The following is an 18,186-nucleotide window of genomic DNA, read 5'->3' on the forward strand; positions in this document are numbered from 1 at the left end:
TCACCGGAATTTAAGAAAGAAATATCTCATTGAGTGAAAACATGACTTGTCGCCGATCCTAGCGGCGGCCTAACCTCAGATCCATAGGGCGATACCCACAATCACCGGCCGCCGCCACAGAAGCGAGCGCCACCGTCCGACTGCAAGGCCATTTCGCCCCTGCCTATCTACCGTGCCCGCTCACTGCGGGCGTGCACTGAGGAGCGTGACGCAATGGCATTTCTGACCCTTGAAAACCTCAGCAAGCAGTACGGCGCCACCTGGGCGGTGGCGAGCACTTCGCTTGCCATCGAGCAGGGCGAATTCGTCTCGTTGCTCGGCCCCTCCGGTTGCGGCAAAACCACCACTTTGCAGATGATCGCCGGCTTCGTGGAAGCCAGTGCCGGGCGCGTCCTGCTGGGCGGGCGCGACATCACCCACGCCAAACCCGCCAGCCGCGGCCTGGGGGTGGTGTTCCAAAGCTATGCGCTGTTTCCCCACATGAGCGTGCGCGACAACGTCGCCTTCGGCCTGCGCATGCGCAAGGTGCCGGCGCCGGAGCTGGCCCAGCGTGTGAATCAGGCTCTGGCGCTGGTACGCCTGGGCGCACACGCCGAGCGCTACCCGCGTGAGCTGTCCGGTGGCCAGCGCCAGCGCGTGGCCCTGGCCCGGGCGTTGGTCATCGCACCGCCGGTACTGCTGCTCGATGAGCCGCTGTCGAACCTGGACGCCCACCTGCGCGAAGAGATGCAGTTCGAAATCCGCCGTATCCAGCGCGAAGTGAACATCACCACCTTGATGGTCACCCACGATCAGGCCGAAGCCCTGTCGATCAGCGACCGGGTGGTGGTGATGGAGGCCGGCCGCGTGACCCAGGTGGACGCACCCTACCGCCTCTATGAACACCCGCGCACGCGCTTCATTTCCGATTTCGTCGGCAAGGCCAATGCGCTGCCGGGCTCGCTCGCTGACAACGCGGGGCCACAGGTTGACCCGCAGGGCAGCCTGCAGCTGTCATTGCGCCCGGAAAAGATCGACCTGTGCCTTCCAGGCCAGGGCCGCCTGCAAGGCGAAGTCCTGGCACGCTTCTTCCTCGGCAGCCAATGGCTGTATCGGCTGCGCACCCCGGTCGGCGAGCTGACAGTGGTGCAACGCGACGACGGCCAGCCAGCCATGAAGAAGGCACACTGCTGGGCCTGAATTGGAACGACGCCCTGCTGCGGGTGCTTGAGCCAGGCGAGGTGGCGGCATGAGCACGACCTTCTGGCGAGACGCCCGCGCAGGCTACGGCCTGAGCGCGCCGGCACTGATCCTGTTCAGCACCCTGCTGGTACTGCCACTGGCGCTGACCCTGGAGCTCTCGTTCAACGTGTTCGACTACGAAACCGGCATCAAGGCCGGGCAGTACACCCTTGAGCATTACCGTGCGCTGCTGGGCGACCCCTACTTCTACGAGATTTTCTTTCGCACCTTCTGGATCAGCTTTCTGGTGACGCTGCTGTGCGTGCTGATCGGCGTGCCGGAAGCGATCGTGCTGAGCCGCATGGGCGCACCGTGGCGCTCGATCTTCCTGATCCTGGTGCTGACGCCGCTGTTGATTTCGGTCGTGGTGCGGGCGTTTGGCTGGAGCCTGCTGCTGGGCGCCGACGGGCTGGTGAACCAGGCCCTCGTGGCGCTCGGCGGCCGGCCATTGAAGCTGCTGTACACCCCGTTCGCGGTGATCGTGGGGCTGGTGCACGTGATGCTGCCGTTCATGATCATCCCGGTGTGGACGTCGCTGCAGAAGCTCGACCCTGCCGCCGAACAGGCTGCGCTGTCGCTGGGCGCGAGCCAGTGGACGGTGCTGCGCAGCGTGGTGCTGCCGCAAGTGGTGCCGGGGGTGCTCTCCGGCACGTTGATCGTGTTTGGCCTGGCGGCCAGTTCCTTCGCCATCCCCGGCCTCTTGGGCGGGCGGCGGCTGAAGATGGTCGCCACGGTGATCTACGACCAGTACCTGGCCGAGCTGAACTGGCCGATGGGCGCCGCCCTGGCGGTGGCGCTGCTGTTGCTGAACCTGGTGGTGATGCTGGGCTGGAACCGCCTGGTCGAACGCCGCTATCAACGCACTCTGGGAGCCTGAGCCATGACCCGCAACGGCCCGCTGGCCTTGAGTTTCATGCCCTGGTGATGCTGTTCATGCTGGCACCGCTGCTGGTGGTGTGCCTGGTGGCCTTCACCCTGAAAACACCCTGAGCCTGCCGACGGCGGGGTTTTCGCTGCGCTGGTTCGAAGCGGTGTTCGAGCGCCAGGATTTTCTCGACGCCTTCCTCAACAGCCTGCGCCTGGCGGCCCTCGCGGCAAGCCTGGCAACGCTGATCGCAGTGCCGGCAGCGCTCGCGATCACGCGCTATCGCTTCCCCGGCCGTGGGCTGCTCAATGGCCTGTTCCTGTCGCCGATCATCATTCCGCACCTGGTGCTGGGGGTCGCGCTGCTGCGGCTGTTCGCCCTGCTGGGGGTCAACGGCAGCTTCAGCTGGCTGGTGCTGGCCCACGTGCTGGTGATTACGCCCTACGTGCTGCGCCTGGTGCTGGCCGCCGCCATCGGCATGGACCGCAGCGCCGAACAGGCGGCCCTGAGCCTGGGCGCAGGGCGCATCGCGCTGTTCTGCCGGATCACCTTGCCGATGATCCTGCCCGGCGTTGCCGGCGGCTGGCTGCTGGCGTTCATCAACAGCTTCGACGAGGTCACGCTGTCGATCTTCGTGACTTCGCCGGCGACCCAGACGCTGCCGGTGCGCATGTACGTCTACGCCACCGAGTCGATCGACCCGATGATGGCAGCCGTTTCGGCGCTGGTGATCGCCCTCACCGCTGCAACCATGATCCTGCTCGACCGCATCTACGGCCTGGACCGTGTGCTGGTGGGCAAACAGTAACCCCGAGGAACCGCGCCATGGCCCTGCTCCGACGCCTCGCCGAAACCCACCGCGCCCGCGTGCCCTTCACCCTCGACGGCCAGCCCGCAGAGGGCCTGGCCGGCGACACCCTGCTCACCGCCATCCTTACCCAGGCCGAATACCTGCGCGGTGCCGACTTCAATGCCGAACCGCGCGCCGGGTTCTGCCTGATGGGCGCCTGCCAGGATTGCTGGGTACAGCTAGGCGATGGCCGCCGGGTACGCGCGTGCTCGACCTTTCTCGAGCCCGGCGCCTGCGTACAGCGCGAAGCGGGGCGCAGGCCATGAGCGAGGTGGTGATCGTCGGCGCTGGCCCTGCCGGCATTCGTGCCGCCAAGACGCTCTGCGCGCATGGGCTGCGCCCGATCCTGCTAGATGAAGCTGCACGCGGCGGCGGCCAGGTGTACCGCCAGCAACCGCCGGGGTTCAGCCGCAGCGCCGCGCAACTGTATGGCTTCGAGCGGCGCAAGGCGCGAACGCTGCACGGTGCACTGGACCAGCTTGCCGGGCAGTTGGACTACCGCCGAGACGCTGGTGTGGAACGCTGAAACGCCGTGGCTCGACACCTTGCATCAGGGCCGTATGGCCGAGCGCCTGGCGTTTTCCGAGGTGATCATCGCCACCGGCGCCACCGACCGCATCCTGCCGATTCCAGGCTGGACGCTGCCGGGGGTCTACAGCCTGGGCGCGGCGCAGATTGCGCTGAAGTTTCAGGCTTGCGCACTCGGCGAGCACCTGGTGCTGGCCGGCAGTGGGCCGCTGCTCTACTTGCTGGCCTGGCAGTACGCCAAGGCTGGCGCCAGGCCACTGATGGTGCTCGACAGCGCGCCGCTGTCGGCCCAGGCGCGTGCGACCCCGGCGCTGCTCGCTCAGCCCACCACCTTCGCCAAAGGCCTCTACTACCGCGCCTGGCTAGGGCTGCACGGCGTGCCCATACACACCGGTGCACGCGTGCTCAGTGCCGAAGGCAAGCAGCGCGTGCAGGCTGTGAACTGGGAGGATGCCAACGGCCAGGCGCACCAGGTGAGCTGCGACGCTCTCGCCTTCGGCCACACCCTGCGCAGCGAAACCCAACTGGCCGACCTGCTGGGTTGCGCCTTCCACTGGAGCGCAGCGAATCGCGCCTGGCTGCCCACCCGTGACGGCGGCGGGCGCGCCAGTGTGCCGGGCGTTTACCTCGCCGGTGACGGCGCCGGCATTCTGGGCGCCGACGCCGCTGAAGTCGCGGGCGAGCTGGCGGCGCTGAGCCTGCTCGGCGACCGCGGGCTGCACGTCGACCCCGCGCGGCGCATCGAGCTGCAACAGCGCCTGGCATCGCTCGAGCGCTTCCGCTCGGGCCTGGAGCGGGCCTTTCCCTTCCCCGAGCGGTGGGCTGCCGATGCTGCCGATGAAATGGTGGTGTGCCGCTGCGAGCAGGTGAGCGCGGGCGACATCCGCAGTGCTGTACGCCAGGGCCACTGGGAGATCAACCGGGTCAAGGCCACCTGCCGGGTAGGCATGGGCCGCTGCCAGGGGCGCCTGTGTGGCGCCGCCGCAGCCGAGCTGATCGCCTGCGAGAGCGGCCGCACTCTGGAGCAGATAGGCCGGCTACGCGCGCAGGCACCGATCAAGCCCCTGCCCTTTGGTGTGGAGGTCAAGCCATGAGCACCCAGCACATGGATGCGATCATCATCGGCGGCGGCATCGTCGGCGCCAGCGCAGCCTTGTGGCTGGCTCGCGCGGGTAAGCAGGTGGCGCTGCTGGAGCGCGACTTTTGTGGCTCGCGCTCCAGCGGGGTCAACTATGGCGGTGTGCGCCGGCAGGGGCGCTCGCTTGTGCAGTTGCCGTTGTCATGCCGCGCTCATGAGATCTGGGGGCAATTGCCCGCCTTGCTGGGTATCGACGGCGAGTACGTGCGCTCCGGCCACTTGAAACTGGCACGCAGCGAGGCGGATTTCGCCGCGTTGCAGCGCTGGGCACAGCTCAGCGAGCCGTTCGATCTGGGCCTGCAACTGCTTGACCGCGAGCAACTGCGTGCACGCTTTCCCTGGGTCGGCGACATCGCCGCCGGCGCGTCGTATTGCCCCGAAGATGGCCACGCCAACCCGCGCCTGGTGTCCCCGCTTTCGCACAGGCGGCACGGCGCCATGGCGCACAGGTGCATGAGCAGTGCGCCGTGGCCCGCGTAGAGCCGAGCGACGCGGGTTTCACCGTTCACACTGCAGACGGCCAGCGCTTCTTCGCTCGCTGGCTCCTCAACTGCGCCGGCGCCTGGGCCGCAGGGCTGGCCGCGCAGGTCGGCGAGCCGGTGCCGCTGGTGGCCGGCCACCCGGCCATGTTGGTCACCGAGCCTCTGCCACTGTTCATGACTGCAAGCACTGGCGTGGAAGGCGGCGGCATCTATGCCCGCCAGGTGGCACGCGGCAACTGCGTGCTGGGTGGCGGCCAAGGCTTTGCACTGGGCGAAAGTACCGCCCGCGCCGGCCAGTTGGCGGTGCTCGATATCCTGCGCAACGCCTGCGAGCTGTACCCGGCCCTGGCCGGGGCGCAGGCGATCCGCACCTGGAGCGGCACCGAAGGCTATCTGCCCGATCGCGAACCGGTGCTCGGCCCCAGCGCCACCACCCCCGGCCTGCTGCATGGCTTCGGCTTTGCCGGTGCGGGCTTTCAGATCGGCCCGGCGGCGGGCGAAGCACTGGCCGAGTGCATCCTGCTGGGCGAACCACGCCACAGCCTCAAGGCTTTTTCCATCGAACGTTTCCGCACCTCGACTAGGAGCAATGCCCCATGCGCATGACCCTGCGGCTGCTGGCCGCCACCGTTTGCCTGCCCTGCACCGCCGCCCTCGCCGAGCCCACGTTGTACCTGGGCATGAACGGCGGCACCATGGAACGGCTCTACGCCGACAATATCCTCCCGGCCTTCGAAAAGGCGCACCAGGTGAAAGTGGTGATCGTGCCTGGCACTTCGGCCGACATCCTCGCCAAGGTCCAGGCCAGCCCCGAGAAACCGCCGATTCACGTGATGTTTCTGGACGACGGTGTGATGTACCGCGCCATCAGCATGAACCTGTGCAGCCCACTCGCCAAAAGCGCCACGCTGGCGCAACTGCCGCCCAACGCGTTGATCAAGGACCAGGCGGCGGCCGTGAGCCTGGGCGTCACCGGCCTTGCCTACAACAGCCGGTTGTTCAAGGAAAAAGGCTGGGCGGTACCCACCTCCTGGGCGGACCTGGCCGACCCGCGCTTCAAGGACAAAGTGGTGTTCCAGTCGCTGTCATCCTCCACCTTCGGGTTGCACGGCTTTTTGATGTTCAACCGCTTGCAGGGCGGCGACGAGCAGAACGTCGACCCCGGCTTCAAGGCCTGGCCGCAAACCGTCGGGCGCAACGTGCTTGAGTACATTCCAAGCTCGGCGAAGCTTTCAGAGATGGTGCAGACCGACGAAGCGGCGCTGTTCCCGCTTACGCCCACGCAGGTCACGGCACTAAAGCTCAAGGGCATCCCGGTGGAATACGCCCAGCCCAAGGAGGGTGCGGTGGTGTTGAACGTCGCTGAATGCGCCGTGGCCAACAACGACCAGCCGCAATTGGCGCAGCAGCTGGCGGAATTTCTGCTGAGCCCCGAGGCGCAGGCACCGGCGCTGGAGCTGGGCGACCAGATCCCGTCGAACCCCAACACCCCCACCACCGACAAGACCCGCGCGCAAGTGGAGGCCATGCAGGCCTACCAGAAGACCGCAGTAACCATCGACTGGGACCAGGTCAACAAGCTGCGCCCGCAATGGAACGCACGCTGGAACCGCCAGGTGGAGCGCTAGGCACCCAGGCCTTGCCTGAGGGCGGCGGGCTGTATATAGTCGCAGCCCTCGTCCGCGATAGTGCTTGATGTTCAAGGGCTTACGCGGCGCAGCGCTTTCAGCCGCCCGAATGGTGAAATGGTAGACACAAGGGACTTAAAATCCCTCGCGGGTAACCGCGTGCCGGTTCGAGTCCGGCTTCGGGCACCACGGTTGGCGCAGGTTGCAGCTCATGCAGCCGCATTATTTTGCTGGTCCTTGAAAAGGGGCCGCAGTCCGCAATCTCCCCTTCGGGTTCTTCAGCCCGATGATTTACCGCTGAATCAAGGCACGCACCTGCCCTTCGACAGGTGCGCCCAGGCGTCGCCGCCCTTTCAGACCGTGAACTCCCCCACCACCCGGCTCAAGCCCACCGCCAGGCGAGAAACTTCGGCACTGGCCGTAGCTGTCTGGCTGGCACCGGCCGCGCTCTGGGTAGAGAGGTCGCGGATGCTGGTCAGGTTGCGATCGATCTCGCGCGCCACCTGAGCCTGTTCTTCCGACGCGGTGGCGATCAGCAGGTTGCGCTCGTTGATCACCGTAATGGCCTGGGCGATCTGCACCAGCGAACTATTGGCCAGTTGCGCCACGGCATTGGAGTCGTCGGCCATCTGCCGGCTGTCATCCATGGCCCGAGCGGCTTGCACCGAGTCGTTCTGGATGGCGCCGATCATCTGTTCGATTTCCTGAGTCGACTGCTGGGTACGGTGCGCCAGGGCGCGCACCTCATCCGCCACCACCGCAAAGCCCCGGCCTTGCTCACCCGCACGCGCGGCCTCGATGGCAGCGTTGAGTGCCAGCAGGTTGGTCTGTTCGGCGATCGCGCGAATCACCTCCACCACCTTGCTGATGTCCTGGGTGCGCGTCGAGAGGGTCTGGACCTGGCTGGCGGTGCTGACAACGTTGACCGAGAGCTTCTCGATCGCAGCCAGTGTTTGCGCGACGTTGTCGATCCCCACACGGGCAAGGCCTTCGGTTTCCCGAGAGGCTTCAGCGGCGCCGGCGGCGTTGCGCGCCACCTCATCGACTGCCGCGCTCATTTCGGTGACCGCGGTGGCCGCCTGGTTCACCTCATCGTTCTGCCGCACCATGCCGCGGCTGGCTTCGTCCGTCACCGCCGACATTTCTTCGGAGGCGGAGGCCAGTTGTGTCGAGCTGTCGGACAGGTGGCTCACAGTCTGCCGCAGGTTGCCCTGCATCTGCCCCAAGGCCACCAACATCCGCGCGGCCTCGTCCTTGCCCTGCACCACGATGTTCTCGGTGAGGTCTTTGCGGGCAATGCGCTGGGCGATATTGAGGGCATCGCCAATCGGGGCGGTGATGCTGCGGATCAGCAGCGCTGCCAGCACCGCTGTCACCAGCAACGTCGCGGCGATCAGCCCGCCGATCATCCATCAGGCTGCTTACGTACGTTGCCTGGGCACCGATACCTGCCTGCCTGGCGCCGTCGTCGTTGAAGTCCCGCAGAGTGATGATCTGGGTCTGCAATTGATCGGTCAGCGGCCGGATGGACGCGGCGATGAACGCAGCAGCCTGTTCCGTGTTGCCGGTGCGGATGATGCTTTCCAGTTGGTCGAGCTGCTTCGTATAGGCGTCGCTGGTAGTCACGATCGCCTGGTAATACCCGCGCTCCTGATCGCCGCTGACCAGGGTGCCGTAATGCGCGATGGCATCGAGGAACTCCTTGCGGTAGCCGGGCAGCTTCTGCAGGGTCTGCTCGCGCAGGGCCGGGTCGGTCGCCGTGCTGGCCCGCAGGCTCTCCAGGCGCAGCCGCAGGGAGCTCGAGTTCATCGAGCCAGACCAGCGCACCCCAGCCATCCAGTTCGTTTCCACATCCTGCTCGACTGCGCGCAAATTCGACATCTGGCTGACGGCCATGCCGCCCAATAGGGCAACGATCATCAGGATCACTGCAAAAAACAGCGTGGCCCGCGGGCCGACATTCATATTGCGCAGTGCCATGGTGCTCTCCGGTATAGGCAATGGGTGTACCTGATACCGACTATCGGCATGGATCCGTTTCGCTTGAGGAGTACGGTGGGCACGTAATGCTTCTTTTTAACGTATCAAACTTGCCGGGCTGCTCACCGGCCCTCGAACAACGCCCGCTCTGCCTGCCTGCGTTTGACGAGCCCAGGCATCACCGCGCCAGCGGCCTTGTCCCAGCGCGCGAACTGTTCCGCTGCACCGTCGATATCCCCGGCGTTGAGTTTGCGCAGCAGGGTCGAGCCCGCCAGGTTGCCCTGCCCCACGTTGTAGGTGAAACACACCAGCGCGTCGAATTGGCACTGGCTCAGGGGCACGCGAACCAACCGGGCGACAGCCGCCTCTACCTTGCACAGTTCCTCCCGCAGCATGGCCTCTGCCTGAGGCTGGCCGATGACCATGTTGGGGCTCACACCTTCAGTGCAGCCGTAGCCGATGGTCCACGGGGCGCCGCCGCTGGCGGGGTCCGGGTAGGCCTTCAGGCGCAAGCCTTCGCAAGCCTTGATGAGCTCGACACCACGTTCGGACGTGTTCATGAATGCTCCAATGAGAAAACCGCCTTACGGGCGGTCGGGTTGGGCTGTTTCCAAGTGATAGGCAGGTTCGGCGAACAGCGCCAGGCCTGAAATCGACATTTTCAGGGCGTGGTTCAGCGCAGTTTCGTGGGCGGTTCAGAGGCGCTGGCGGGGCAGCGTTGAGGAGTCGGCCTCGCCCGAAGGCGAGGCCTGGAGAGCAGCATTCAATACAAGGCTCAGCGGCCCAGCATCACCGCTTGTACCTTGGCCTGCGCTTGCTGCGCACCCTGCGCCTGGGTGGCGAGGTCTTGCAGCAGGCCGTTGAGCTCCTTCAGCACGGTCGGGTCTTGCACTTTCGGCGCGGGGCCGCTGACGTCGATCTGCGCTTTGTGGGCGTTGACGTAATCAGCCACCTTCAGGCTGCTGGCCAAGGTGCCGTTGATCTGCGGCAGCACCTCCAGGAAGGTGTTTGACGGCAAGCTGACGGTACGCTCGTAGGCCTTGTCGTAGACGGCCTTCAGGTCATCAGGTTGCTTGAGTTTGGCGTGTGCAGCGTCGGCGGCAGCTTGTTTGGTCTTGATCTGCGACGCCATGTCGTTCAGGCCGGTCTGGGCAGCCTGGAGCTCGTCGCGGCGCGCGACCACATCGCCCAGCGAGCGCACGGCGCCCTTTTGCAGCAAGCCGTTGAGCGGCTTGACGCTCTCGTCCATGCCGCTGTTGAAGTCGGTGATGATCGAGTAATCGGAGGTGTAAGGGCCAAACGCTTTGGACTCGTCCGCGTTGGGCTTGGGCACGTGGACGCCTGGCTTGTCGATGATGCGGGTTTGCAGGAACTGGATAAAGGCTGAGCGCTGTTCAGGCTCTTTGTCGCCACACGCAGTAAGCACCAGCGGCAGGGCCAGGGCGAGCAGCCATTGGCGGTTGAGGCGGACATTCATGTCGTTAAGGCTCCAGAGGATCGTTGGGCAGTGTCAGTGCGGCTAAAAGCGCACATAAAGAAGTGTAATGATTTGTTGTGGCAGAACCCAGCAGCAGGGCACAACCCCTCACAGCGCACAGTTACGCCGGATCGCAGCATTGACCAGCCGTTGCAACTGCGCCACCGACCAAGGCTTGACCAGGTAGGTGGCGGTCTCGGGATAGCGCTTGGCAGGGTTACGCGGGTAACCGCTCAACACGATGATCTTGAGGTCTGGCCGTGCCTGGGCGACCGCCCAGGCCAGGTCATGGCCATTACGCCTGCCGGGGGTCATGACATCAGTCACCACCAGGTCCCAGGCAGCCGGGTCTTGCTCGAACAGCGCCAGGCCTTCGTCGGCACTGGTAGTGATAACGGTATCCACGCCCAGGTCCTCGAGCGCCAGCGCCACCAGTTCGCGAACGATGTCTTCATCCTCCACGACCAGCGCGCGAGGTAGCGAGCTGGGCACGGCTATGGGTTGGTCCATTGGGTAAAACCTTGCTATGGGGTCCGCAGTAGTAGTCCACTCGATGGCCGGAAGGTTCCTTTCGTCATCCGACCAGCGGCAAACCGTCACCTCACAGCGACAGCCCACATTCAAGCGCAACGGCGCGCGCTCCGATAAACTGATTGAGGCTGAATGAGGATCCGGTCATGAATACGCTCCCTGCCAGGCTCACCCAGTACTTCGAAGTTCACTACGTATTGCACGGCGTGAAAAAAGTCATCGTGGTCGAAAAAACCAGCATGTCCGAGCTCGACGCCTGGATCTGCGCCATGCTGTACGCGGTGGGCGGGCAGCATCAAGGCATGGTCCGTGAAAGCCGGTTCGAGCGCGTCAGGGAACTGGCCCTGGCCGAGGGGCTGGACAAAGTGCGCTGGAACCGGATTCAGAAGATGGACAAGACTCGCCCCAGTCTGTTTTTTTATGGGGAAGTGATGGCACAGGGGATTTTCATGAAGGCGCGGGAGAGCAATCCCTGATAAACCTCGACAGGGCTTGCCAACGGGCGTTTTACGCGTTTACCCCCAACGATGCATCCGAGGATGTTGTTGCTTGCAGTAGCATCCGATCAAAACCAACTGATGCGGAACTTGATGGCATAACCAGCGGGCAACGCCGGTGCAGTTGCGCTGAGCGGACACAAGGTTGAAACCCCATGGCCTGGATGCGTCGTACCTGTCGCAGATCCTGACCGGGCACCGCAACCTGGGTGAAAAGGCGGCCGCCACGCTCGAGCAGAAAATCGGCTTGCCGGCGGGCACACTGGTCAGCCCTGCCCCGGCCAGCGACGTTGCGCCGGGCGACGCCTCGCCGGGCAACGCTTCGCCCGGCGTGTCAGCGGCAGACAAACTGATGCAGGCGCTGTCGCGGGTCAAAGGTTTCTCCCTCGCTGCACGCCACCGGATCGCCGCAGCCGCGCGTGAGCGCGCCGAAGATGAAGCGGCCGCGCTGGTGCCCGCAAACCTCTCCAACCTGCGCCCGCGCAACGAAGAGATCCTGATCCCGCAATACGACATCCGCGGCGCCATGGGCCACGGCCAGGTACCGGCCGACTACAACGAAGCGGTGCGCAATATCGTAGTCCGCGAGCAAACGCTGCGTGAGAAAGGCGTGAGCTACACCGCCGCCACCGCGCTGGCGATGATCACAGGCTGGGGCCAGAGCATGGAGAGCACGATCAACGATCAAGACCTGGTGGTGGTCGACCGTGGCGTCACCGACTTCATTGGCGAAGGCATCTATGTGGTCACCTGGCACCAGGAGCTGTACATCAAACGCATCATGCGCCTGGACGAGGACCACTACCGGCTGATCTCCGACAACCCCCATTACGAGAACCAGACCGCCCGCATCGATGACGTGGCGTTTCACGCCAAGGTGCTGCTGGTGTGGAATGCGCGCAAGGTCTGAGCCCGCGCATTAAAAGGGTGGCTCGTCTATCAGCTGCATCTCGTCCATATGCTCAGGCCGCCAGTCATGATCGGAAATCGCCTCCCAGCTCACGGTGAACGAACCATCATCGTTTGGGGTGATCGCCACGCCCTCGGACTGCGCGATCAGCTCCTGAATGGCGGCCCAGGCCTGGTCATCGTCGCTGTCGAGGCGGTGCACGGTCAGGCGGCGGTCGAGCTGCACCTGGGGCGAGGTCAGCATGGTCGAAATCCTTAACCCAAGGCGATCCACAGCACTCAACGCCTGATGCCCTTCCTTTTGTACCGCCATGTCACACTCCGAATAACTGTATACACATCCAGTATTGGGTAAGCATAGCGCCACTCTGAAACAAAAGTAAGCCCTTGTGTCAGGGTTGTAATCGGGTTTTCAGAGACTGCCTGACACGCTCGATGGCCTGGGAGCTTACGTCTTCGCGAAAGCACAGAGGCGCCCGCCCGCCGGGCCGGCTGTAGGCACTGCGCTTACCGCAGCGGCTGCCGTTGCTCGCCAGGTTGTAAGGGCACGGGCAGTTGCCGGGGTATTGGGCGATCGACTGGTCGATCAGTTGCTGAGCGATCTCATCGTCGGTGGGGTTGCTTGAGCGGGCGTGAGCGGTGGTGGCCAGGCACAGGGCGAGGCTGGCGAGGAGCAGGTTCAGGAGGCGCATGGTGGCGAGCGTTCGAGTGACTGATGGCACTCTGGTTATAGTGGCAAAGCCATTACATCGCCACTATCAGATTTGGGAGGTGAGGGTTTCGCCATGAACGCATCGGAACCGCTAAAATCTCGCTCCCATTTCCCCGGCCTTGGAGCCTGTGTGAAGCAGTATCGCGGTTTGATCATCTTCCTTGCCTGCGTTGCTCTGGGCTTCGTTACCTTGCAGGTCTGGCACCAGCGAGAGGCCCCCGCCGAGCGTACAGCTCACCGCGAGCGCGCGCTTCAGGCTATCGCCACGATCTACAGGATCGAAATGCGCAAAGCCGAGATGGACGGAATCCGGGTGGTGAACGTGGGCTACGACAACAACGTGATGACGTTCGACTATCAACTGAAGGAGGCCATTCCTGCGCAGACTAGCCATAGCGAACTGTTGGCTGCTCTGAAGAAGGGGGCGATGGAGGACAGCTGCACCCTTGAACCGCTGGCGCGGCACATCTCGGAGGGGTTGATGGTGGTGTACAGGCTGGCGGATGTTGATTCCAACGTACTGGGGCAGGTACGCGTGGGGAGCAGTGATTGCGCTAGTGCTCAGGGCAATCCACCCGTGCGGGGGTGAGGCTGGATGGGGGCTTGAGCCTGTCGGGAGAGACGGGTGAATGCAGGCAAGCCCCAGCAGGTCAGGTTCACCTGTGACAGCACGGGCATGCGTTGGTCAGATAGCCTATGCCCGACACCCTGACCAAAAAGCGCGGAAAAAGAAAACCCCGCAAGCGCTAGCCTGCGGGGTTCTATGGGGTGGAGGCCGAGGTCGGAATCGAACCGGCGTAGACGGATTTGCAATCCGCTGCATAACCACTTTGCTACTCGGCCCCAAGTTGAAAACCAGACAAAAATCATCTGACCTTCAAGAAAAGCACCTGACCCGGACATGAATCACATCGCTAACCTATTGATTAGCAAGCATTTTTGACAGCCCGTGTCAGCAATGGACGCAATTCTGGACTGCTGGCCCTATGTTGTCAACCGCCTGGTAAAGAAAATATTTCCACCCCGCCTCACCGCGCCGATGGTCGCACGCAGTGAACCCCGTCCGTTGCTCGGGCATCCTTTTCAGAGAGTCGAAGCAGAAGGCGCATTCCATGGCTATCCACATCGTGCACTTCACAGGCCCCATCCACTCGGCAACCTGCGGCCGGTTGATCGAGGTGTGCTCGCAAGCGGTCGAGCAGAAGGCCGAGGCGATCATCCTCAACATCGCCACCATGGGCGGCGAGGCAAGCTACGGTTTCACCTTGTTCAATTTCCTGATCGCGCTACCGGTGCCGGTGCACACGCACAACCTGGGCACGGTGGAGTCGATGGGCAACATCATTTACCTGGCTGGCAGCCAACGCACGGCTTGCGAGCACAGCAAGTTCCTCTTTCATCCCTTCCATTGGAACCTCAACGGTGCGATCGACCATTCGCGCATGGCTGAATACGCCATGAGCCTGGATTACGACCTGGAGCTGTATGCTCGTATCGTGGAAGAGCGCACCCAGGGCGCATTGCTGTCGCTCCCCACACGCGAATGCCTGATTGCAGCACCGATGATTCTCGACGCGCACAGCGCACTCGACTATGGCCTGGCCCATCGTGTCGAACCGGCCGCCTATCCTGCCGGCGCGGTCACCCATGTCGTCCACAATTGACGAAGTACTTTTATGCTCCGCGATAATAACCGCCACACCCACTAACCCGCTTCAGGAATACCTCTACGGGGGCAAGCGGCTGTACATGTATCGGGTAGTAGCAAAGAGACATAGTCACCATTCGTCAGCGTGAAAACAATAATTTGGAATCCTTGCTCTACCGCCCTCCTCTCATTCAATGCATCGCACGACAAACGATGCTTCCCAATAAACGAGACGAGGAAATCAATCATGAGCAACTCGAATCCAGGCAACTTTTCAAACGATCGCGAAAAGGCTTCCGAAGCGGGAAAAAAAGGCGGCAAGGCCAGTGAAGGCAAGGCCTCCAGCGATGCTGGCCACGCCGGAAGCAAAGGCGGCGGCAACAATTTCGCAAACGATCGTGAAAAGGCATCAGAGGCTGGCCGCAAAGGCGGGCGTAGTTGAATACTGATACCTGCAATCGGCAATGGGCTGGCTTTTACGCTTATTGCCGATTTTCTTAATTACTTTCCGACCGCACTGCCATCATTGGCAACCGCTCATTTCTAATTGCAACTCTACCTGTTTGAAAAAGTTCAGGATATCCAGATGAAAGATTACCCGCGCCCCCCTTTCAAGGTGCAGCCACAACGTACGCCTGGCGATCAATACAAGATGGACCCCGTGCCCGACTGTGGTGAAGAGAGTTACCGCGGCCATGGCCGGCTGGATGGCAAGGTCGCTTTGATCACGGGTGCTGACAGCGGCATCGGCCGCGCTGTGGCCATAGCATTCGCCCGTGAAGGCGCCGACATCGCCCTGGCCTACCTGGATGAGCATGAAGACGCCCGCGACACCGCTGCCTGGGTCGAGCGCGCCGGCCGGCAGTGCCTGCTGCTGCCCGGCGACCTGCAACACCTTGCACAATGCCAGAGCACGGTCGAGAAGACCGTGGAGCGCTTCGGCCGCATCGATGTGCTGGTCAACAACGCCGCGTTCCAGATGACGCACCCGACGCTGGAAAGCATTCCCGACGAGGAATGGACACGCACCTTCGATATCAACATCACAGCGATGTTTCGCATCTGCCAGGCAGCCGTTTCGCACATGCCGCGCGGCGGGTCGATCATCAACACCAGCTCGGTCAACTCCGACATGCCTCGCCCTGACCTGCTGCCCTACGCCAGCACCAAAGGCGCCATCGCCAACTTCAGCGCCGGGCTGGCGCAACTGCTCGGCGAGCGTGGCATCCGCGTGAACAGCGTTGCGCCCGGGCCGATCTGGACGCCGCTGATCATCGCCACCATGACGCCTGAAGCCGTTGAGTCGTTCGGTGCCGAAACCCCGCTGGGCCGGCCCGGCCAGCCGGTGGAGCTGGCACCCGTCTACGTGCTGCTGGCCTCGGATGAAGGCAGCTACCTCTCCGGTGAGCGCTTCGGTGTCACCGGCGGCCGGCCGATCCTTTAACGCCTTATCCCCCTATTCCTTCGTTGGAGAAACACCATGAAAGCCATCGTCTACAACGGCCCTGAAGATGTCAGCGTCCAGAACGTGCCAGATGCCCGAATCGAAAAGCCCACCGACGCGCTGATCCGCATCACCACCACCAACATCTGCGGCTCGGACCTGCACATGTACGAAGGCCGCACCTCGTTCGAGACCGGCCGTGTGTTCGGCCATGAAAACCTGGGTGAAGTGATCGAGGTGGGTGCCGGCGTGGACCGCGTCAAGGTCGGCGACCGCGTGTGCCTGCCGTTCAACATTGGCTGCGGGTTCTGCGACAACTGCGAGCGTGGGCTGACCGGCTTCTGCCTGACTGCCAACCCCGGTAGCGCAGGCGCTGCCTATGGCTTCGCCGAAATGGGCCCGTACCAAGGCGGCCAGGCCGAGCTGCTGCGCGTACCCTATGCCGACTTCAATTGCCTGGTGCTGCCGGAAGACGCGCAAGAGCGCGAAGACGATTACGTGATGTTGTCGGATATTTTCCCCACCGGCTGGCACGCCACCGAACTGGCCGGCCTGTTACCGGGTGAGAGCATCGCCATTTACGGCGCAGGCCCGGTGGGCCTGATGGCTGCCCACTCTGCAATGATCAAAGGCGCCTCGCAGGTGTTCGTGGTCGACAGCCACCCCGACCGCCTGGCGCTTGCCGCACGCATGGGCGCCACGCCCATCAATGCGCTGGAACAGGAAGCGGTCGAGCAGATCATGAACCACACCAATGGCCGTGGCACCGACCGGGGTTGCGAGTGCGTGGGCTATCAGTGCTGCGACCGCCACGGCCATGAAGCCAACCACCTGACCATGAACAACCTGGTCGCCTCGACCAAGCCCACCGGTGGCATTGGCGTGGTGGGTGTGTTCGTGCCGCAGGACCCGGGCGCAAGCGACCCGCTGGCCAAGGAAGGCAAGATGGCCTTCGACTTCGGCTCGTTCTGGTTCAAAGGCCAGCAGATCCGCACCGGCCAGGCCAACGTCAAGGTCTACAACCGCCGCTTGGCCGAGCTGATCCACCACGGCCGCGCGCAGCCGTCGCAGATCATCTCGCACCGCCTGAAACTCGATGAAGGCCCGGCGGCTTACCGCCACTTCGACGAGCGAGATGAAGGCTGGACCAAAGTGGTGCTCAAGCCTGCGGCCTGAGCCACCCCGGCAAGGGTGTAAACGGCCACTCAGGCCGGTTGGCCAGCCTTGACCAGCACCACCTTGCCGATCATGTCGCCAGCCTCTACCAGCGCGTGCGCTGCAATCAGGTTGGCGGCATCGATGCCTTCGATGCGCTGCGTCAGCGTGTGCCGAATGCTGCCCTCGTCCACCAGCTCCGCGACGCGCCGCAGCAATGCGTGCTGGCGGCTGATGGTGGCCGTGGTGTAGATCGGGCGCGTGTACATCAGCTCCCAGTGGATCGAGATCGACTTGCCCTTGAACGGCGCGATGTCCAACCCGACCGGATCATCGATCAAGGCGAACTGCCCTTCAGGGCGCAGCACTTCAGCGATCTGCTTCACGTAACTCGCACTGTCATTCAAGCCCACCACATGCGTGACCTGGCCCAGGCCCAACGCTGTCAGCTGCGGCGCCCAGGGCTGAGAGTGGTCGATGACCTGGTGGGCACCATGATCGAGCACCCACTCGCGGCTGCGTTCGCGTGACGCCGTGCCGACGATGGTGACACCGGTCAGCCGGCGTGCCAGCTGAGTGATGATCGAACCCACGCCACCCGCCGCACCAATCACCAGCAGCACTTGGTGCTCGGTGGGGTCGGCCTCGTGGATGCGCAAGCGGTCGAACAGCAGTTCCCAGGCGGTGATGGTGGTCAGCGGCAATGAAGCGGCCTGCGCGAAACCGAGCGAAGTCGGCATGGGGCCGACGATGCGCTCGTCCACGGCGTGCAGCTCGCTGTTGCAGCCGGGGCGCGTGATATCGCCGGCGTACCACACGCGGTCCCCCACCTTGAAACGGCTCACGGCAGGGCCGGTGGCGACGACCACGCCTGCCGCGTCCCAACCCAGAATGCGCGGCATGCCGTCGGCAGGCAAATCGCCCCCCTTACGAACCTTGGTGTCGACCGGGTTGACCGATACGGCTTTCACCTCCACGAGCAGGTCGTGCTCGCGCAACACCGGCTCGGGCAGATCTACAGCTTGCAGGGCATCAGGATGGTCAATGGGCAGATTCTTGAAAAAGCCGAAGGCTTGCATGGTCGGTATCCTTTGCGAGTCAGTGGATGCAGGCCCGCACGA

17 protein-coding genes, 2 tRNA genes and 6 pseudogenes are annotated in these 18,186 nt (G+C 63.7%); 15 read left to right on the top strand and 10 right to left on the bottom strand.

From position 1 onward, the window contains the following. Positions 1 to 213 precede the first annotated feature (213 nt). The 8 genes and pseudogenes from LN139_RS10190 (at position 214) to LN139_RS10225 (ending at position 6,901) form a co-directional block, all read left to right on the top strand. Positions 214 to 1,232, top strand: a pseudogene (locus tag LN139_RS10190) (ABC transporter ATP-binding protein). Continuing rightward, a complete protein-coding gene (locus LN139_RS10195) occupies positions 1,229 to 2,098 on the top strand; it encodes an ABC transporter permease (RefSeq protein ID WP_236359790.1) in 870 nt (289 codons plus the stop codon). The pseudogene LN139_RS10190 and the gene LN139_RS10195 overlap by 4 nt, the downstream one beginning before the upstream one ends. Positions 2,099 to 2,101: 3 nt before the next feature. Further along, positions 2,102 to 2,894: pseudogene (locus tag LN139_RS10200) on the top strand (ABC transporter permease). 17 nt (positions 2,895 to 2,911) lie between these two features. Then, positions 2,912 to 3,202: a (2Fe-2S)-binding protein gene (locus LN139_RS10205; protein ID WP_236359791.1), complete on the top strand. Its 291-nt coding sequence runs from the start codon at positions 2,912 to 2,914 to the stop codon at positions 3,200 to 3,202. Further along, positions 3,199 to 4,558 (top strand): annotated as a pseudogene (locus tag LN139_RS10210) (FAD-dependent oxidoreductase). Before LN139_RS10205 ends, LN139_RS10210 begins: the two are co-directional and overlap by 4 nt. Positions 4,559 to 4,569: 11 nt before the next feature. Beyond that, positions 4,570 to 5,690 (top strand): annotated as a pseudogene (locus LN139_RS10215) (NAD(P)/FAD-dependent oxidoreductase). Then, entirely contained in the window at positions 5,681 to 6,712 is a 1,032-nt protein-coding gene (locus tag LN139_RS10220; RefSeq protein WP_236359792.1) for an ABC transporter substrate-binding protein, read from the top strand. Before LN139_RS10215 ends, LN139_RS10220 begins: the two are co-directional and overlap by 10 nt. 103 nt (positions 6,713 to 6,815) lie before the next feature. After that, positions 6,816 to 6,901 (top strand) — tRNA-Leu (locus LN139_RS10225). A 164-nt stretch (positions 6,902 to 7,065) separates the two neighbouring features. On the opposite strand, the gene LN139_RS25615 is transcribed toward LN139_RS10225, so the two are convergent. From LN139_RS25615 to LN139_RS10245, 6 genes and pseudogenes are all read right to left on the bottom strand, one after another. Beyond that, on the bottom strand, positions 7,066 to 7,950 hold the full coding sequence (locus tag LN139_RS25615; RefSeq protein ID WP_442964426.1) for a methyl-accepting chemotaxis protein: 885 nt from the start codon (positions 7,948 to 7,950) through the stop codon (positions 7,066 to 7,068). 18 nt (positions 7,951 to 7,968) lie between these two features. Beyond that, positions 7,969 to 8,121, bottom strand: a pseudogene (locus LN139_RS25620) (hypothetical protein); the annotation flags it as partial. A gap of 76 nt (positions 8,122 to 8,197) precedes the next feature. Beyond that, positions 8,198 to 8,692: pseudogene (locus LN139_RS25625) on the bottom strand (MCP four helix bundle domain-containing protein); the annotation flags it as partial. A 122-nt stretch (positions 8,693 to 8,814) separates the two neighbouring features. After that, positions 8,815 to 9,252: a lysozyme gene (locus tag LN139_RS10235; protein WP_236359793.1), complete on the bottom strand. Its 438-nt coding sequence runs from the start codon at positions 9,250 to 9,252 to the stop codon at positions 8,815 to 8,817. Positions 9,253 to 9,467: 215 nt separating this feature from the next. After that, entirely contained in the window at positions 9,468 to 10,169 is a 702-nt protein-coding gene (locus LN139_RS10240) for a DUF3053 domain-containing protein (protein WP_236359794.1), read from the bottom strand. A gap of 108 nt (positions 10,170 to 10,277) precedes the next feature. Continuing rightward, positions 10,278 to 10,679: a response regulator gene (locus LN139_RS10245; protein WP_236359795.1), complete on the bottom strand. Its 402-nt coding sequence runs from the start codon at positions 10,677 to 10,679 to the stop codon at positions 10,278 to 10,280. Positions 10,680 to 10,846: 167 nt separating this feature from the next. Here LN139_RS10245 and LN139_RS10250 point away from each other — a divergent pair, with 167 nt between their 5' ends. Continuing rightward, complete coding sequence (locus tag LN139_RS10250; RefSeq protein WP_236359796.1) at positions 10,847 to 11,176, top strand: DUF6555 family protein; 330 nt, start codon at positions 10,847 to 10,849, stop codon at positions 11,174 to 11,176. Between the two features lie 166 nt (positions 11,177 to 11,342). Then, positions 11,343 to 12,107, top strand: a complete 765-nt coding sequence (locus LN139_RS10255; RefSeq protein WP_236359797.1) for a S24 family peptidase — start codon at positions 11,343 to 11,345, stop codon at positions 12,105 to 12,107. A gap of 9 nt (positions 12,108 to 12,116) precedes the next feature. Here LN139_RS10255 and LN139_RS10260 read toward each other — a convergent pair whose 3' ends face one another. Both LN139_RS10260 and LN139_RS10265 read right to left on the bottom strand, forming a co-directional pair. Continuing rightward, on the bottom strand, positions 12,117 to 12,419 hold the full coding sequence (locus LN139_RS10260; protein WP_268944850.1) for a DUF1654 domain-containing protein: 303 nt from the start codon (positions 12,417 to 12,419) through the stop codon (positions 12,117 to 12,119). 79 nt (positions 12,420 to 12,498) lie between these two features. Further along, on the bottom strand, positions 12,499 to 12,798 hold the full coding sequence (locus tag LN139_RS10265; protein WP_236359799.1) for a hypothetical protein: 300 nt from the start codon (positions 12,796 to 12,798) through the stop codon (positions 12,499 to 12,501). A 150-nt stretch (positions 12,799 to 12,948) separates the two neighbouring features. On the opposite strand from LN139_RS10265, the gene LN139_RS10270 reads away from it, so the two are divergent. Then, positions 12,949 to 13,407 carry a hypothetical protein gene (locus LN139_RS10270; protein WP_236359800.1) on the top strand — a complete coding sequence of 153 codons (459 nt, stop codon included), beginning with the start codon at positions 12,949 to 12,951 and terminating at the stop codon, positions 13,405 to 13,407. A gap of 180 nt (positions 13,408 to 13,587) precedes the next feature. Here LN139_RS10270 and LN139_RS10275 read toward each other — a convergent pair. After that, positions 13,588 to 13,661 (bottom strand) — tRNA-Cys (locus LN139_RS10275). Between the two features lie 269 nt (positions 13,662 to 13,930). Between LN139_RS10275 and LN139_RS10280 the strand changes: the two genes are divergently transcribed. From LN139_RS10280 to LN139_RS10295, 4 genes are all read left to right on the top strand, one after another. Beyond that, the gene (locus LN139_RS10280; protein WP_236359801.1) at positions 13,931 to 14,482 is read left to right on the top strand and encodes an ATP-dependent Clp protease proteolytic subunit; all 552 of its coding nucleotides are present in this window, start codon (positions 13,931 to 13,933) and stop codon (positions 14,480 to 14,482) included. 231 nt (positions 14,483 to 14,713) lie between these two features. Then, positions 14,714 to 14,908, top strand: coding sequence for a general stress protein (locus LN139_RS10285; RefSeq protein WP_236359802.1), 195 nt, complete (start codon positions 14,714 to 14,716; stop codon positions 14,906 to 14,908). Positions 14,909 to 15,052: 144 nt separating this feature from the next. Further along, positions 15,053 to 15,910 (top strand): SDR family oxidoreductase, encoded by an 858-nt coding sequence (locus tag LN139_RS10290; RefSeq protein WP_236359803.1) that lies wholly within the window; start codon positions 15,053 to 15,055, stop codon positions 15,908 to 15,910. 36 nt (positions 15,911 to 15,946) lie between these two features. Beyond that, positions 15,947 to 17,086: a glutathione-independent formaldehyde dehydrogenase gene (locus LN139_RS10295; RefSeq protein ID WP_236359804.1), complete on the top strand. Its 1,140-nt coding sequence runs from the start codon at positions 15,947 to 15,949 to the stop codon at positions 17,084 to 17,086. A 29-nt stretch (positions 17,087 to 17,115) separates the two neighbouring features. On the opposite strand, the gene LN139_RS10300 is transcribed toward LN139_RS10295, so the two are convergent. Continuing rightward, the gene (locus tag LN139_RS10300) at positions 17,116 to 18,144 is read right to left on the bottom strand and encodes a zinc-binding alcohol dehydrogenase family protein (protein WP_236359805.1); all 1,029 of its coding nucleotides are present in this window, start codon (positions 18,142 to 18,144) and stop codon (positions 17,116 to 17,118) included. Positions 18,145 to 18,186 lie beyond the last annotated feature (42 nt).

This window comes from Pseudomonas sp. KNUC1026, from assembly GCF_021650705.1.
GTDB lineage: Bacteria > Pseudomonadota > Gammaproteobacteria > Pseudomonadales > Pseudomonadaceae > Aquipseudomonas.